This is a genomic window from Bradyrhizobium sp. SZCCHNS30572, assembly GCF_032484415.1.
Taxonomy (GTDB): Bacteria; Pseudomonadota; Alphaproteobacteria; order Rhizobiales; family Xanthobacteraceae; genus Bradyrhizobium.
Genome location: NZ_JAUESY010000013.1, coordinates 76894 through 89922, shown reverse-complemented (window position 1 = coordinate 89922; position 13029 = coordinate 76894). Strand labels below are relative to the sequence as shown.

Here is a 13029-nt window from a genome sequence, read left to right as displayed (position 1 = left end):
GACCAGACGAGATGAAGCTCACCGCCGCCGCCAAAGGCACCTTCGCGATCGCGCCGACGCCGTTCCATGATGACGGTCGCATCGACGAGGCCTCGATCGACCGGCTGGTCGATTTCTATGCCGAGGCCGGCTGCGACGGCATCACCGTGCTGGGCATCATGGGCGAGGCGCCGAAACTGGACGCCGCTGAATCCGAGCAGGTTGCAGTGCGCTTTGCCAAGCGGGCCAAGAACCTGCAGATCATCGTCGGTGTCTCCGCGCCGGGTTTTGCCACCATGCGCGCACTGGCGCGCGCCTCGATGGATGCGGGCGCTGCCGGCGTGATGATCGCGCCGCCGCCGAGCCTGCGCACCGATGATCAGATCACGAGCTATTTCAAGCAGGCCCAGGAGGCCATCGGCGAGGACGTTCCGTGGGTGCTGCAGGACTATCCGCTGACGCTGAGCGTCCAGTTCACGCCGGCCGTCATCCGCAAGATAGTCATGGACAGCCCCTCCTGCGTGATGCTCAAGCATGAGGACTGGCCGGGCCTGGAGAAGATCTCGACGCTGCGCGCGTTCCAGAAGGACGGCTCGCTGCGGCCGCTGTCGATCCTGTGCGGCAATGGCGGCCTGTTCCTCGACTTCGAGATGGAGCGCGGCGCCGACGGTGCCATGACCGGCTACGCCTTCCCTGAAATGCTGGTCGACGTGGTCAAGCTGTCGCAGGCGGGCAAGCGCGACGCCGCGCATGACCTGTTCGACGCGCATCTGCCGCTGGTGCGCTACGAGCAGCAGCCGGGGGCAGGGCTGGCCGTGCGCAAATACGTGCTGCAGAAGCGCGGCGCGATCGCCTCCAGCGCGCAGCGCAGGCCGGCCTCCGCGATCACGGCCGCGGCCAGGGCCGAGGTCGACTATCTCTTGTCGCGCGTGGCGCGTTACGACGCGCGTGCCAATCTGCAACCTCGTGCCACCGCCGCGGAGTGACCATGGCTGACGCTGCCGCCGTCCGACCCGCCTCGACCGTGCTGCTGCTGCGCGACAGCGCAGTCGCACGCGAGATCGAGGTGTTTATGATGGTGCGTCACCATCAGATCGAGTTCAACTCGGGCGCCCTGGTGTTTCCCGGCGGTAGCGTCGACAGAGGCGATCAGGAGATCGCCGGCAGGCCGGAGCTCTATGCCGGCGACGAGGGTCTTGAAGCCGAGGCGCTCGGCTTCCGCATCGCCGGGGTGCGCGAGACCTTCGAGGAGAGCGGCATCCTGCTGGCGCGGCTGCGCCGATCGGACGCGCTGATCGAGGCCGCTGCCGCTCGCGACATCGAGGCGGCGCATCGTCTGGCGCTGTGCAAGGGCAAGATCAGCTTTCTCCAGGTTCTGGAAGCTCACGGTCTGGTGCTGGCGCTCGATGCGCTCGTTCCCTACGCCCATTGGATCACGCCCGAGGGCATGCCGAAGCGCTTCGACACCTGGTTCTTTCTGGCGGCGGCGCCGCCGGACCAACTCGGCGCCCATGACGGCCGAGAATCGACCGACTCCGTCTGGGTCTCGCCGCGCGAGGCGCTGGCCGGCGGCGAGGACGGCCGGTTCAAGCTGCCGTTCCCGACCACGCGCAACCTGATCCGGCTCGGCAAGCAGCCCGCGGTGGCCGACGCCCTGGCGGCGGCGCGGGACATGGACATCGTCACCGTGATGCCGGTCATGACCAAGACCGCCGAGGGCGGTCGCCAGCTGCGCATTCCGCGCGAGGCGGGCTATGATGGGGAGGTGTTCGAGTTCGGTGCGGCCGGTTAACCGCACAGGCTATTTTTCGTCCGGCGGATGATGCGCGGACGAAAATTGTTCTCTATATGTTCATTTGGCCGCCCGGCGGCTCGTATATAGTGCGGTTCCGACCATCGGATCCCATGAGTAGATTACCGGACCTCGACACGGCCTGCAGCAGCCTCCGATCGATGACGATCGGGCGGATGATCTTTGGCAGCTTTTTGCTGCTGCTTGCCGTCATCACCGCGACCAGCATGGCGAGCGTGATCGCCATTCGGCATATCGATTCGACCTTTGCCGAGTTGCAGCGGCTGCAGGGCGTCGGCGATCTCGCCGAGGAGATCGACCAGCGCATGAACGAGCTGCGGCTCGCGGCGCGCGATTTCGTCACCGATCCCGGCTCGCGCTCCGACCGTGCCATGGAGGCGGCGACCGAGCTCAGCGCGCTCCTGAAGAAGACGCGCCTGCAGCTCGCACCGGAGCAGCAGGCGACCATCGACGGCGTTGCCCAGCGGCTCGCCAATTACCGCGAAGGCATCGACCGCATCAGCGCGCTGATCGCGCGGCGTGCCGAGCTGCTATCGGGTTTGCCGGCGGCGCGCGAGAGCTTCGAGGACGCCATCGCCGGCCTGACTGATCGCGCCACGGCGCGGGCCTTGTTCCAGGTGCAGAATCAGGTCGGCGCGGCGCTGCTGGCGCGCGACCCGGCTGGCGCCGAGCAGGCCGCCCGCAGCATGCGCGCAATGCCGATCGAGGACAGCGCGCTTCGTGCGGCCGCCGACCGCTATGCCGAGGCGATCATCGCCATTGCCGGCACCGAGGACGAGATCGCGCGCCTCGACAAGGAGGTGCTGGGCATCGAGGGGCGGCTGATCGGCCGGGTCACCGAGTTGCTGCGCGCCCTGAGCGCAAGCCAGGGCAAGGTGCTGTCGCGCGACTTCGCCCGCACCTTGGCGGAGACGAAATGGCAAAGCATCATCTTCGGCACGGCGGGCGTTCTGATCGGCATCTTCGCTGCGTCCTTCGTGGTCCGGCGCACCGTGCGGCCGCTGGCCTCGATCGCGCGCTCGATCAGGGCGCTGGCGGCGGGCGAAAAGGCGGCGTCGATCCCGCAGACCGACGTTCAGAACGAGATCGGCGACATCGCGCGGGCGGCGGAAGTCTTCCGGCAGACTTTGCAGGATGCCGACGCGGCGCGTGAGGCGGCGGTCCGCGCGCTGGCCGAGCAGCGGCTGGCCGAGGAGAGCTATCGCAAGCTGTTCGAAGCTTCGATCGACGGCATCTATGTGACCACACCGAGTGGTCTCGTGCTCAATGCCAATCCGGCGCTCGCGCGCATCATGGGCTACGAATCCGCGAGCGAGCTGATCCAGAGCGTCAACGACATCGCGGATACGATCTATGTCCATCCCCTGGCGCGCGAACGCTATCAGCGGCTGATGCGGCGCGACGGCATGGTGCGCGAGTTCGAATACCAGGTGCGGCGGCGCACCGGCGAGATCCGCTGGCTTTCCGACAGCGGCACGGTGGTGCGGGATGAGAACGGCGAGGTGGTTCGCTACGAAGGCGTGGTCCGCGACATCACGGATCAGAAGCGCGCCGAGGACGCGATCGCCGAAGGCCGGCGATTGCTGCAGCAGGTCATCGACACGGTGCCGGCGGTGATCAACGTCAAGGATCGCGAGCTGCGCTATGTCCTGATGAACCGCTACATGGCCGGCATCTTCAACGTCGAGCCCGAGGATGCGCTCGGCCGCACCACGGGCGAGCTGATGTCGCGCTACGGCGCGAACAAGACGGACTCGAACGACAAGCGCGTGCTGGCGACGAAGGCCGGCCTCGGGTTCTACGAGGAGGAATACCTCGATTCATGCAACGTCATGCGGCAATGGCTGGTCAACAAGCTGCCGCTTCTCGACGCCGACGGCGAGGTCGACAAGATCGTCACGGTGGCGCTCGACATCGGCGAGCGCAAGAAGAGCGAACTGGAGATGCGCAAGGCCAAGGAGGCCGCCGAGACGGCGCTCCGGAACCTGCGCGACACCCAGGCCTCGCTGATCGAAGCCGAGAAGCTCGCGGCGCTCGGGCGTATGGTCGCCGGCGTTGCCCACGAGGTCAACAACCCCGTCGGCATCAGCCTGACGGTCGCCTCCGCGCTCGAGCGCAAGACCGAGCGCTTCGGCGAGGCGGTCACCCGGGGTGAGCTGCGGCGGTCGAGCCTCAACGAGTTCATCGAGATGAGCCGCAGCGCCGCGGGGCAGCTCGTCGCCAACCTCAATCGCGCGGCCGAACTGATCCAGTCGTTCAAGCAGGTTGCAGCGGACCGCAACTACTCCGATCAGCGCACCTTCGATCTCGCCGATCTCACCGAGCAGGTGGTGATGAGCCTGCGCCCGGGTGTGCGCAGACAGAACCTGACGGTGAACGTGGATTGCCAGCCCGATCTGGTGATGAACAGCTACCCCGGGCCTTACGGGCAGGTCCTGACCAATCTGTTCCTCAATGCGGTCGCGCACGCGTTTCCGGACGGCAGGAGCGGTGTGATCGAAATCAGGGCGCGGGAGTCCGGCCGCGACAATGTCGAGATCGTCTTTTCCGACAATGGCTGCGGCATGTCGCTCGACGTCCGCCGCCGCGCCTTCGATCCTTTCTTCACGACGCGCCGCGACCAGGGCGGCACCGGCCTGGGCCTTCACATCGTCTACAGCATAGTGACCAGCCGGCTCGGCGGCCGGCTCGATCTGGACTCCGAGCCTGGCGCGGGCACGCGCATCCAGATCATTCTGCCGCGGGTCGCACCTCTCGAGCAGGCGGCCGAGTAGGGAGATCTGCGTAACCCCCCGGATTGACTCTCACGAAGCCGAGATCGAATCGAAATCTGGCCCGGTTGATGCATTTCCATCCCGCGCACCCTGGGGTGGTGCAGGAGCCAGATGGACCAGATGGAAATGAGCAAATGGATCGTGTCCCGCGGCCATGGGCCGCATCGCGCTGATCGTGCCGACATCAGCAACACGGGTTCGAGGCGGCAGGCGGTGGCGCGATGGAAGCCGCCTGTCCAAGTCAGCAGTGCGGCGCTGTTGATCGCACTCGCCGCGCCACCGTCACTGGCGCGTGATCGCGGCCAGTATGCGAACTCGTCGCCGGAGATCAAGGCATGGTTCGACGGTCTGCGCAGCGGCAAGGGCCCATGCTGCTCTGACGCCGACGGCAGCGCCGTCAGCGATGTCGACTGGGAGAGCAGGGGCGGTCACTACCGCGTCCGTATCGAGGGGGAATGGCTCGATGTTCCCGACGACGCGGTCATCACCGAGCCCAACCGTGTCGGCCGCACCATGGTATGGCCGATGCGCGGCTATCAGGGCCTCCAGATTCGCTGCTTCATGCCGGGCAGCATGACGTAGCCGTGCGGGGCGGCGGTCAGACGTATTTCTTGTCGCGCTCCAGGAGCTCGATGGAAATGCCCTGCGGCCCGCGGATGAAGCAGATGCGAACACCGGGGCGGATCGTGGTCGGCTCGGTCGTGAAGGTGACGCCCTTGGCCTTGAGCTCGGCGGCCGCGGCGTCGATGTCCTTCACGGTGAGGCCGAAATGATCGAGGCCCTGGTGCGGCGTCACCGGCGGCGCGTTGACGCCGTCGGCCGGCTCGACCTTGGCGATGAACACGCTGGCACCGCCGAGCCGGACGTCGATGCGGCCGGGATTGCGGATGATCTCGCCGCCGAGAATGTCGTGAAGCCAGCTCGCGGTGGCTTCCGGGTCCGGACTGCGGAGATGGATGTGGTCCCACGTGACATTCAACATCGTCGAGATCTTTCGAAAGAGTGAACCGCCCGCGGCGCGGCGGCGTTTCTTGAGGTGTCGCAAAGTGTGCGGATGTCTACCGCTCTGTCAGCGGCCGCGCCAGCCCGGCCGACCGACCGGTATCCGGGCCTGCCCTCCAATTGTCGGCTTTGCATGCAACCCTATCGATGTTTGCCGATTGAAGCTTCCAGATGCCCCCGCCGGGCAGCCGATGGTGCAGACATGAGCGCGGGTCTCTTTCGTTTGCTGGGACGCAAGCCCGATGCCGCGGCGTCGCTGGCCATGCGCCGAAGCGACGGAGCGTCCATCCCTTTGGGAGCCGCCGTGTCGGGGTTGGCGATCTTCGCGCTGGTCATGTTCAGCACGGTCGGGTGGCTGATCATGTCGGTCGAAGAGGAGGAGGTGGCCGACCCCAGCCTCACGCGGGTCGGATCGGCCCCCCCGAGCAGCGGCTACGAAGGAGACGAAGACGGGACTGAGACCTCGCGTCGGCTCTCGCCCGTGGTGCCCGGTCTGGCGGATGCATCCAATCCGTACCCCGATTCGTCCCCCGTGGTCGGCTCCGGCCGGAACGTCATGGACGCGAATGCCAGCCTGTCGCCGACGATGCCGCCTGCGTCATCCCCTGCGCTCGACCCGGCGGCTCTGTCCGGCCTGCGGATCAGTTCCCAGTCCTGGCGGCGCGGCGGTCTTGGATCGAAGGCGCTGGTGACCTTCACGCTACGGAATGCCAACAGTTTCGCAATCAAGGACATCGAAATCACCTGCGCCTTCAGCCGGCGGGACGGTGGTCGCGTCACCGACCGCCGACGGATCGTGCCCGGCCAAGTCGGGTCGCGCAGCCGGAAGACCTTCGTGGCGGTCCATGTCGGATTCGTCAACGTTAACGTCAGCGCGGCCAAATGCGCGCTGGTTGCAGCGACGAAAATCTAATTATGTCGCGCTAGTCTCCCGCGGTCTTTGAACCCGAGCGTTCGACGCGGGAACATACTGTCATGATCCTCCGTTAGGTGGATGTCGGCGCAGGTGCCGACGGAGCGGTAAATTATGCCCATTCTGCGTTACTTTATGTTCGTCGGTGGAACTCTGCTGGCGCTGCTCGTCCTGGCGGATGCCGTGCTTCCCAGCGTGCCATTGCCTGCAAGCCTGTCGTCTGCGTCGGATCTTCCCCCGGTGCGCATTCAGTCCACGAGAAAGTGGCCGGAGCGGATCGTGATGGACACCTCGATCGCCACGCCAGCTCCGGTGAAGCTCGCGAAGGCGGAGCAGCCTGCAGCAGAAGTCGCCAAGAGCAGTCCCCGCGACGCCTTCGCGCAGATGAGCGCCGTCGAGGCCAACCCGCAGGTTGCGGCAGTGAAGGCCGCCGAGAAGCCTCGCGCGACCCGGATTGCCGACACAGGCAAGCCGGCTGCAGAGGTGAAGAAGCGAAGGATCGCAAGAGCTCATCCGGGCAGACCGATGATCCTGGTCGCGCAGCAGCCGCGTGTCGGCTCTTTCGATTGGACCTGGTAGTATCGATCGTCCGCAGTCCCTGGTCGATCCAAGCAGTCCCGCTGCAATCGCGCCGCGGGGCGGTTGAACTCGCGCGGGCTGTTGCGCCGTTTTTCACGCCGCCACGCTGCCTTGATCTTGCGCAAAGTGCGCTCCTTCCGGAACGCCTAGCGTCTCTGCATGGGACCTGGGAGCGTTTGCCCGGGGACCCAGGAGACGCTGAATGACGACTACCACGCCCACCCTCTCAATCTCGCCGGAGAAGGTCGCCTTCGTCGTGACCAAAATCCACAAGCACGAAATGGAAGCGACCGAACCCGAATTGCTGGCAGATTTGGCAGATGACGACGCGGCGCCCGGTACCGCTGGGCGAGGCCTGAACACTGACAGGTCGGAGCTCGTCAGCTTCATCAGGGGCCTCAATGTCGACGAACAGATCGATCTGGTCACGCTGATGTGGCTGGGCCGGGGCGACGGCTCGCTGGACAATTGGGATGAGCTTCGTGCGCAGGCCGCTCAGGCACACAACAATCGCACCGCGACGTACCTGATCGAAACTCCGATGCTCGGCGACTATCTGGAGGAGGCTCTCTCGGAGTTCGGCCTTTCCTTGGAAGATTTCGAAGAAGGCATATAGCTGGGGGCAGTTTCTCCCGATGGGCTCGCCAGCACATTCTTCGCTGCAATTCGGATGATGGAGTAATCTCATGGACAAGATGAAGGTCGGAACCGGTGATTGGATCGTCGTGTGCGACGGGCGCAAGGCGCTGATCCTCGAGAACGTCGGTGACAGCATGTTTCCGAACCTGCACACCAAAGAGGTCCGTGAGCAGGAGAACGACCGCACGAGCGCTCAGGGCACCGACGCTCCCGGCTCGGTGCAGCAGTCATTCGGCAATGCTCGGAGTTCAGTGGATCAGACGGATTGGCATGATCAGGCTGAGCGCGCCTTTCTCAAGCAGCTTGCTGATCGCCTGCATCATGCTGTCATTTCAGGCGAAACCAAAGCCGTCACGATGGTGGCGTCGCCGCGCGCGCTCGGGATCATCCGCGCCGACTATTCCGACGCGGTACGAAAGGCGCTGCATGGCGAGGTCCACAAGGATCTGGTCAAGCTTCCGGTCTACGAAATCGAAAAACAACTGCTCGCCTGAGTCGGGCTTTCTCATGCCAATGACTGTCCGGAGACCCTGTTCGCGGTCCCGGTGACCGCGACGGGATCAATGTGTGCTTTCATGCGACGGTGTCGATTCCGGCGCAGCAGGCACCAAGCTTGCGCCCAGGTGCGCAGCTCCTTTTTCGACGATCTCGTAGCCGCAATCATCCAGCCAAGCGATCAGGCGATCGGCCATGGCGTAATCCCAGGTCGGGTAGGAGCGTGCGATGACCTGGCGTGGTGTGAGCTTGCGAGACATTGGTGATCCTTCCCTGATCTCATGCTGCTCGATGAAACGTCGAGCGTTGGTCTTGTCATCTTGAACCCCAGAACGGGATGCGCAGTTCCTGCGCCGCCCGAGCGCTGCCACTTGAGGAGCGCCGATCGTTCACAGCGCCCCGGCGGAAGGGGCTCCATTCATCGAGCGCCGATCAGGTGTGGCCGCGCGTCATCGGTCACGAGAGCCGCGGTGCGCTCCGGCTTCTTCTCCACGATCTCGTAACCGCAATGATCGAGCCATGCGATCAACCGGTCCGCCATGGCATAGTCCCAACTGGGATAGGATCTGGCGATGACTTCGCGGACTGAAAGCTTTCGTGTCATGATGTCGATCTATCGCTCCCTGCATTCGCCACGGCCCGTCCGGCACGCATCCGGACGATCCAAGGCTGGCCGGCAGTTCGTGCCGCCGGCTCCTGATGTTGTTTGGCTCGTCACGTTTCTAAGCGCGCGCGCCCCAACGCCTTGATCAACTGGCGTGGAGAGGTGACTTTTTCGCTTCCGGCTCGCCCAGGCTGCGCAATCATCGCCCAACATGGTGAAAACCTTCTCGCTACATGGTTTCCCATTCCCGTGCACGGATATGGCGCAGTCGTGCGCGTAGTAGGGCTGGAGTGTGGTGGCGACGCGGTGTTTCGTCACAGGCTGGCGGCGACGATCTCCGACGAAATCTCAGCCCGAGCAGGCGGGGACAGACGGAGGAACGGTTTGGCACCTTCATGGTTTCCGCTGGGGCGCGGTCGCAGGGGCTCGTCGCCTCAGAGCCAATGGAGCGAAGCGATGAGGCTGATGTTTTGGGTCGTGCTGCTGACCGGCCTTGCGGCAGGGGCGGGCCGGTTGGTCGCCAATGAGTCCTGCGGCCCTGGGTGCCACGTCGCGCCGAATGGCGGCTGCGTCGTGAATGGCTGGGAGGTAGGAGCGCCGGTGTGGAACGAATGCCCTGCGGGCGCTCGGCCAAGGCCGCCGTGCGGAACCGCGTTCAAATGGAGCAAACAGGCGAAGGCCTGTGTCAGCAGGTGAACATACGATGGCTGATCATCGGCGCGGGAGCGTGGATCGGACTGCCGGCTGCCGCGAGCCTTGCCGGGCCTTGTATCAGGAGGCAGACGAAGCTGCTGCCGTTGGCGACACGGGCGAGACGTCCAAAGTGAACAGGCGCTGATCCCCAGCGGTCTCCGAATGCGCCAGCACCTGTTCGAGCAAGGCGATGACCGCGACCGCCCGCGCCCGTTCGTTGGTATCGTCGTAGCTCGTTGTCGCAAGGACGGTCCCGTTGGCTTCGCACATCGCCTTGATCTCAACAATCATCGTTGCATCCCTTGCCGTTCCGGAGGCCTGAGATTGGCGGCAATCATGTTAAATTCGTGCAAAATGGTCCGAATAAACCGCTGGTAGAAGGGCACCGCGAAGCAACGGGCCGACCGATGACCCGGCGCGCTCAGACCGGGCTCGCATGGATCACGTCGCGCGGTGCGCTCGTGCCGAAGGCTTTCCGTAACCATGTTCGCGAGGGCGCCTCGATGAGCATGTAGGTGACCCAGGCCATCGCCGTCGCAATCGCAACGAACAGACCGAGCCGCAGTGCGAGCTCAAGAGCGCCAGGAGCATCTGACTTTCCGATCATCGCAAGCCGAATGAGAAAGGGATGCAGCAGATAGATCGAATAGCTGCATTCGCCACCAATGATCAGGGCTCTGGACGACAGCCAAGCGGCATGACCGTACCGACTGGCTGCGACGAAGACGATCGAAAATCCCGAGATCTCGATGAGACGTACGGCAAGTTCGATCGCGAACGACCAGCCGGGCAGACGAGGCTGCAGAAACAGCAGCACAGGCGCACAGATGAGGCTCGCCAGCGAAAGCCAGAACAGGAGCCTCACGCAGCGTCGCTCCCGATCACCGACGCCGGCATCCGCGCGGTTCCTGTAGATCATGGCGGCAAGGCAGCCGGCCAGGAACTGAGCGATGTGAAGATAGGGAGAGTAGTAGGTCAGCCACTGCATCCCGTTTTGCGTAAGGCTCGGCGCGGCGGCCCGTAGCAACGCATCGCCGAAGGTGAAGGCGGCCGCGATCGTCAGCGCGAACGTCACGATGTTCGCCAGCGCGATCCAGATGATCGTGGGCAGCCGGACGACGGCTGCAAACAGCAGGCAGACGAATGGAAACAGCAGGTAGAAGAACAGCTCCACGCTGATGGACCAGAGGTGCTGCAGCGACGGCACGACTGCGACCAGCATGGTGCCGTTCTGCACGGGAAACCAGGCTTGCGTCATCGTGAGGATGAAGCCGAGCGACGGGGCCGAGAGACCTCGCGCGATCACGACGTATGCGACGACTGCGAGCGTAATCACGGCGTACATGGGGTAGAGCCGGGCGAAGCGCGCGATGGCAAATTCGCGAAGAGCGCTTCCGAGCGGTTGCGACTGGAAGCGTGCGGCATAGTTGAGCCACAGGACGAATCCGCTCAGCACGAAGAACATTGTCATTCCGATGCTGCTGACTTGTGCGATGAGCTCGGGCAGCAGGCCTTGCGCCAACGACGGGGCGCCATGGCCGACGGCGACCGTTGCGGCCGCGACGAAGCGTAAGCCGGTCAGCGAGCCGATGAAGCGTTGCTCGTTCACTTTGAGGGATGGTCCTGATGCTTGGGAGGCGCTCCGGCTGTTGTAGAAACAGCAGGGCCTGGAGGCAACCCGACGCCGGCCGGAGACGGGGATTGCCGCCCGCTCGAGCGACGATCTGGCGTTCAGGCCAGAGATGACTCTGCACCGTGATCGCTCCGACGTCCGCCGTGGCGGCGTTGCACGTTGCTGTCAACGAACTGAAAAATATAGAAAAATTAGCCTTGGCATCGGCGGCCAACGGTCGAGCGATTTCCCGGCGCGGCAGACGATCGGCGGGAAGGTCGGGCAACAGGCCGACAGAGTTTGAAGAAATCCGGGTAGAGCAGCTCCTGCAGCGGATCGTGCCTGTTGCGAAAAGCCGCCGGGACTCCTCGATCCGCGGGAGGTGACGGCCAGGGCCATGGTCGCACCTGCGTGGGGTGCGGAGCCCCCGTCCGGGCGGGGGCCGGGACCGGATTGCAAATGGACTCGCAAACCGGCGGCGGCTAGTTATTTGTCACCCTCCGGCTGGTCATTTTGCATGACGCTGAGCGCTTGAACGAGGACGGAAGCCGCCTTGCCCGCTGCGCCATCTCAGCTCACCGATCAAACCGTCAACACCCAGCTGACGACGAATTGCAATGCGCAGGTGGCTGCAACGTTCGACACGAATGACAGCACCTGGGTGACCTTCTTTTTCAACGGTACGATCCCGTGCTGGAGAGCGCTGGTGTCGATTGGCGAAGTAGAGGTCGAACTGACCGAGGACATTGCAATTGCAGGCATTGTCCTGCGCAAGGGGCTGACGGTGACCATGCACCCGATGGGTCGCTACTACACGGTCACGATGAGCGGGGAGATTGTCGATTCCGGAAAGGAGAGCAGCTTTACCGGATTCGTGCTCGGCTCGTTCATCCGGTCCGCAGCGATGAAGCGAGCGATGCAGATGCTTCGGAAACAAGTCAGCCGCTGAGCGACGCCCGGCTTCGCCCGAAATGTAAACACCAGAATGTGACCGGGCGTTGGGGGAAGACTGTGATCTGGCCCGATTGACCACCGTCGCGAACCCTGTTACACGCCACAACCTCTGATAGATTTCAATCATTGGTAGCTTAGTCGATTTTCCATTCGTTTCAGCCGCGCCGGCAGTTGCGTACTGCGGGTTTTGATCTGTGTTTTATAAAAGGAGATAGCCATGGCTCATCATGAAGGCGTGCGTTTTTCGGCTCCTGCCGTCGTTACCACTCCCACAAGCCCCAACACCGAGGTCGTCGCGACGCCGACGGGCGATCAAAACAACACGACGCAGCTCGTGTTCGAGTATCAGGGGCGCATTCCGGTCTGGACGCCGGTGGTCTCGCAGGCACAACCTCAAGTCGTTTTGGCGGCTGACATCACGATCGGCGCAACGACTTGGCGCAAGGGCATTACGATCCAGTATGCGGCGCTGGGATCGACCCAGTACACCGTGACCATCATCTCGGGCGAGATCGTGGACGATCGTGGGCTCTACTTGCTCCAGGGCGTGACGCTCGGCATCTTCCCGATCGGTTTGGATGTCAAGGCAGCGCCATCCGCGACCGCACGGACCGAGGAATATCCGCGCGCGGCCTTCACGGCGCTGCCGACGGTGAACACCCCGACCAGCCCGAACAGCAACGTGGTGACGACGCCGAGCGGCGACACCAACAACACGACCTACGTCTCATTCCAGTACCAGGGACGAATTCCGGTCTGGACGCCGATCGTCTCGCAGTCCCAGATCACTGCGGTCCTCGCCGCTGATATCACGATCGGCGCGACGACGTGGAAGGCGGGCATCACGGTGCAATATGCTGCGCTGGGCTCGGCCCAATATACGGTGACCATCATCAAGGGCGACATCATCGACGATCGTGCCCTCTATTCACTGGCGGGCACCTTGCTCGGCATCTTCCCGATCGGGTGATA

16 protein-coding genes are annotated in these 13029 nt (G+C 64.1%); 11 read left to right on the top strand and 5 right to left on the bottom strand.

The genetic code is table 11. From position 1 onward, the window contains the following. Positions 1-11: 11 nt before the first annotated feature. The 4 genes from QX048_RS32475 (at position 12) to QX048_RS32460 (ending at position 5148) form a co-directional block, all read left to right on the top strand. On the top strand, positions 12-965 hold the full coding sequence (locus QX048_RS32475) for a dihydrodipicolinate synthase family protein (RefSeq protein ID WP_315827824.1): 954 nt from the start codon (positions 12-14) through the stop codon (positions 963-965). Positions 966-967: 2 nt separating this feature from the next. Further along, a complete protein-coding gene (locus QX048_RS32470; protein WP_315827825.1) occupies positions 968-1771 on the top strand; it encodes an NUDIX hydrolase in 804 nt (267 codons plus the stop codon). A 113-nt stretch (positions 1772-1884) separates the two neighbouring features. Continuing rightward, the gene (locus QX048_RS32465; protein WP_315827826.1) at positions 1885-4566 is read left to right on the top strand and encodes a PAS domain S-box protein; all 2682 of its coding nucleotides are present in this window, start codon (positions 1885-1887) and stop codon (positions 4564-4566) included. Between the two features lie 120 nt (positions 4567-4686). Further along, positions 4687-5148, top strand: a complete 462-nt coding sequence (locus QX048_RS32460) for a hypothetical protein (protein WP_315752605.1) — start codon at positions 4687-4689, stop codon at positions 5146-5148. 16 nt (positions 5149-5164) lie between these two features. On the opposite strand, the gene QX048_RS32455 is transcribed toward QX048_RS32460, so the two are convergent. Then, positions 5165-5548 carry a VOC family protein gene (locus QX048_RS32455; protein WP_315827827.1) on the bottom strand — a complete coding sequence of 128 codons (384 nt, stop codon included), beginning with the start codon at positions 5546-5548 and terminating at the stop codon, positions 5165-5167. Positions 5549-5770: 222 nt separating this feature from the next. On the opposite strand from QX048_RS32455, the gene QX048_RS32450 reads away from it, so the two are divergent. The 4 genes from QX048_RS32450 to QX048_RS32435 all read left to right on the top strand — a co-directional run bounded on the left by QX048_RS32450 (position 5771) and on the right by QX048_RS32435 (position 8193). Continuing rightward, a complete protein-coding gene (locus QX048_RS32450) occupies positions 5771-6481 on the top strand; it encodes a hypothetical protein (RefSeq protein ID WP_315827828.1) in 711 nt (236 codons plus the stop codon). 114 nt (positions 6482-6595) lie between these two features. Continuing rightward, positions 6596-7060 carry a hypothetical protein gene (locus tag QX048_RS32445; protein WP_315827829.1) on the top strand — a complete coding sequence of 155 codons (465 nt, stop codon included), beginning with the start codon at positions 6596-6598 and terminating at the stop codon, positions 7058-7060. A gap of 202 nt (positions 7061-7262) precedes the next feature. Then, on the top strand, positions 7263-7676 hold the full coding sequence (locus QX048_RS32440) for a DUF3775 domain-containing protein (RefSeq protein ID WP_315752592.1): 414 nt from the start codon (positions 7263-7265) through the stop codon (positions 7674-7676). A 70-nt stretch (positions 7677-7746) separates the two neighbouring features. After that, positions 7747-8193, top strand: a complete 447-nt coding sequence (locus QX048_RS32435) for a host attachment protein (protein WP_315827830.1) — start codon at positions 7747-7749, stop codon at positions 8191-8193. Between the two features lie 66 nt (positions 8194-8259). On the opposite strand, the gene QX048_RS32430 is transcribed toward QX048_RS32435, so the two are convergent. Together QX048_RS32430 and QX048_RS32425 are read right to left on the bottom strand one after the other, a co-directional pair. Beyond that, entirely contained in the window at positions 8260-8454 is a 195-nt protein-coding gene (locus tag QX048_RS32430; protein WP_315827831.1) for a hypothetical protein, read from the bottom strand. 158 nt (positions 8455-8612) lie between these two features. After that, entirely contained in the window at positions 8613-8798 is a 186-nt protein-coding gene (locus QX048_RS32425; RefSeq protein WP_315752594.1) for a hypothetical protein, read from the bottom strand. A gap of 456 nt (positions 8799-9254) precedes the next feature. Here QX048_RS32425 and QX048_RS35310 point away from each other — a divergent pair, with 456 nt between their 5' ends. Then, positions 9255-9494 carry a hypothetical protein gene (locus QX048_RS35310; RefSeq protein ID WP_409999270.1) on the top strand — a complete coding sequence of 80 codons (240 nt, stop codon included), beginning with the start codon at positions 9255-9257 and terminating at the stop codon, positions 9492-9494. A 75-nt stretch (positions 9495-9569) separates the two neighbouring features. Here QX048_RS35310 and QX048_RS32420 read toward each other — a convergent pair whose 3' ends face one another. Together QX048_RS32420 and QX048_RS32415 are read right to left on the bottom strand one after the other, a co-directional pair. After that, complete coding sequence (locus QX048_RS32420; RefSeq protein WP_315717677.1) at positions 9570-9782, bottom strand: hypothetical protein; 213 nt, start codon at positions 9780-9782, stop codon at positions 9570-9572. A 130-nt stretch (positions 9783-9912) separates the two neighbouring features. Beyond that, positions 9913-11100 (bottom strand): acyltransferase, encoded by a 1188-nt coding sequence (locus tag QX048_RS32415; protein WP_315827832.1) that lies wholly within the window; start codon positions 11098-11100, stop codon positions 9913-9915. Positions 11101-11656: 556 nt separating this feature from the next. On the opposite strand from QX048_RS32415, the gene QX048_RS32410 reads away from it, so the two are divergent. Then, positions 11657-12052, top strand: coding sequence for a hypothetical protein (locus QX048_RS32410; protein WP_315717679.1), 396 nt, complete (start codon positions 11657-11659; stop codon positions 12050-12052). A gap of 222 nt (positions 12053-12274) precedes the next feature. Further along, entirely contained in the window at positions 12275-13027 is a 753-nt protein-coding gene (locus QX048_RS32405) for a hypothetical protein (protein WP_315717680.1), read from the top strand. The last annotated feature ends 2 nt before the right edge of the window (positions 13028-13029 follow it).

Coding starts and splice junctions, on each gene's coding strand:
- QX048_RS35310 (WP_409999270.1), top strand. CDS start 9,255: ATGAGGCTGATGTTTTGGGTCGTGCTGCTGACCGGCCTTGCGGCAGGG.
- QX048_RS32470 (WP_315827825.1), top strand. CDS start 968: ATGGCTGACGCTGCCGCCGTCCGACCCGCCTCGACCGTGCTGCTGCTG.
- QX048_RS32445 (WP_315827829.1), top strand. CDS start 6,596: ATGCCCATTCTGCGTTACTTTATGTTCGTCGGTGGAACTCTGCTGGCG.
- QX048_RS32440 (WP_315752592.1), top strand. CDS start 7,263: ATGACGACTACCACGCCCACCCTCTCAATCTCGCCGGAGAAGGTCGCC.
- QX048_RS32420 (WP_315717677.1), bottom strand. CDS start 9,782: ATGATTGTTGAGATCAAGGCGATGTGCGAAGCCAACGGGACCGTCCTT.
- QX048_RS32475 (WP_315827824.1), top strand. CDS start 12: ATGAAGCTCACCGCCGCCGCCAAAGGCACCTTCGCGATCGCGCCGACG.
- QX048_RS32405 (WP_315717680.1), top strand. CDS start 12,275: ATGGCTCATCATGAAGGCGTGCGTTTTTCGGCTCCTGCCGTCGTTACC.
- QX048_RS32460 (WP_315752605.1), top strand. CDS start 4,687: ATGGAAATGAGCAAATGGATCGTGTCCCGCGGCCATGGGCCGCATCGC.
- QX048_RS32425 (WP_315752594.1), bottom strand. CDS start 8,798: ATGACACGAAAGCTTTCAGTCCGCGAAGTCATCGCCAGATCCTATCCC.
- QX048_RS32450 (WP_315827828.1), top strand. CDS start 5,771: ATGAGCGCGGGTCTCTTTCGTTTGCTGGGACGCAAGCCCGATGCCGCG.
- QX048_RS32435 (WP_315827830.1), top strand. CDS start 7,747: ATGGACAAGATGAAGGTCGGAACCGGTGATTGGATCGTCGTGTGCGAC.
- QX048_RS32465 (WP_315827826.1), top strand. CDS start 1,885: ATGAGTAGATTACCGGACCTCGACACGGCCTGCAGCAGCCTCCGATCG.
- QX048_RS32455 (WP_315827827.1), bottom strand. CDS start 5,548: ATGTTGAATGTCACGTGGGACCACATCCATCTCCGCAGTCCGGACCCG.
- QX048_RS32430 (WP_315827831.1), bottom strand. CDS start 8,454: ATGTCTCGCAAGCTCACACCACGCCAGGTCATCGCACGCTCCTACCCG.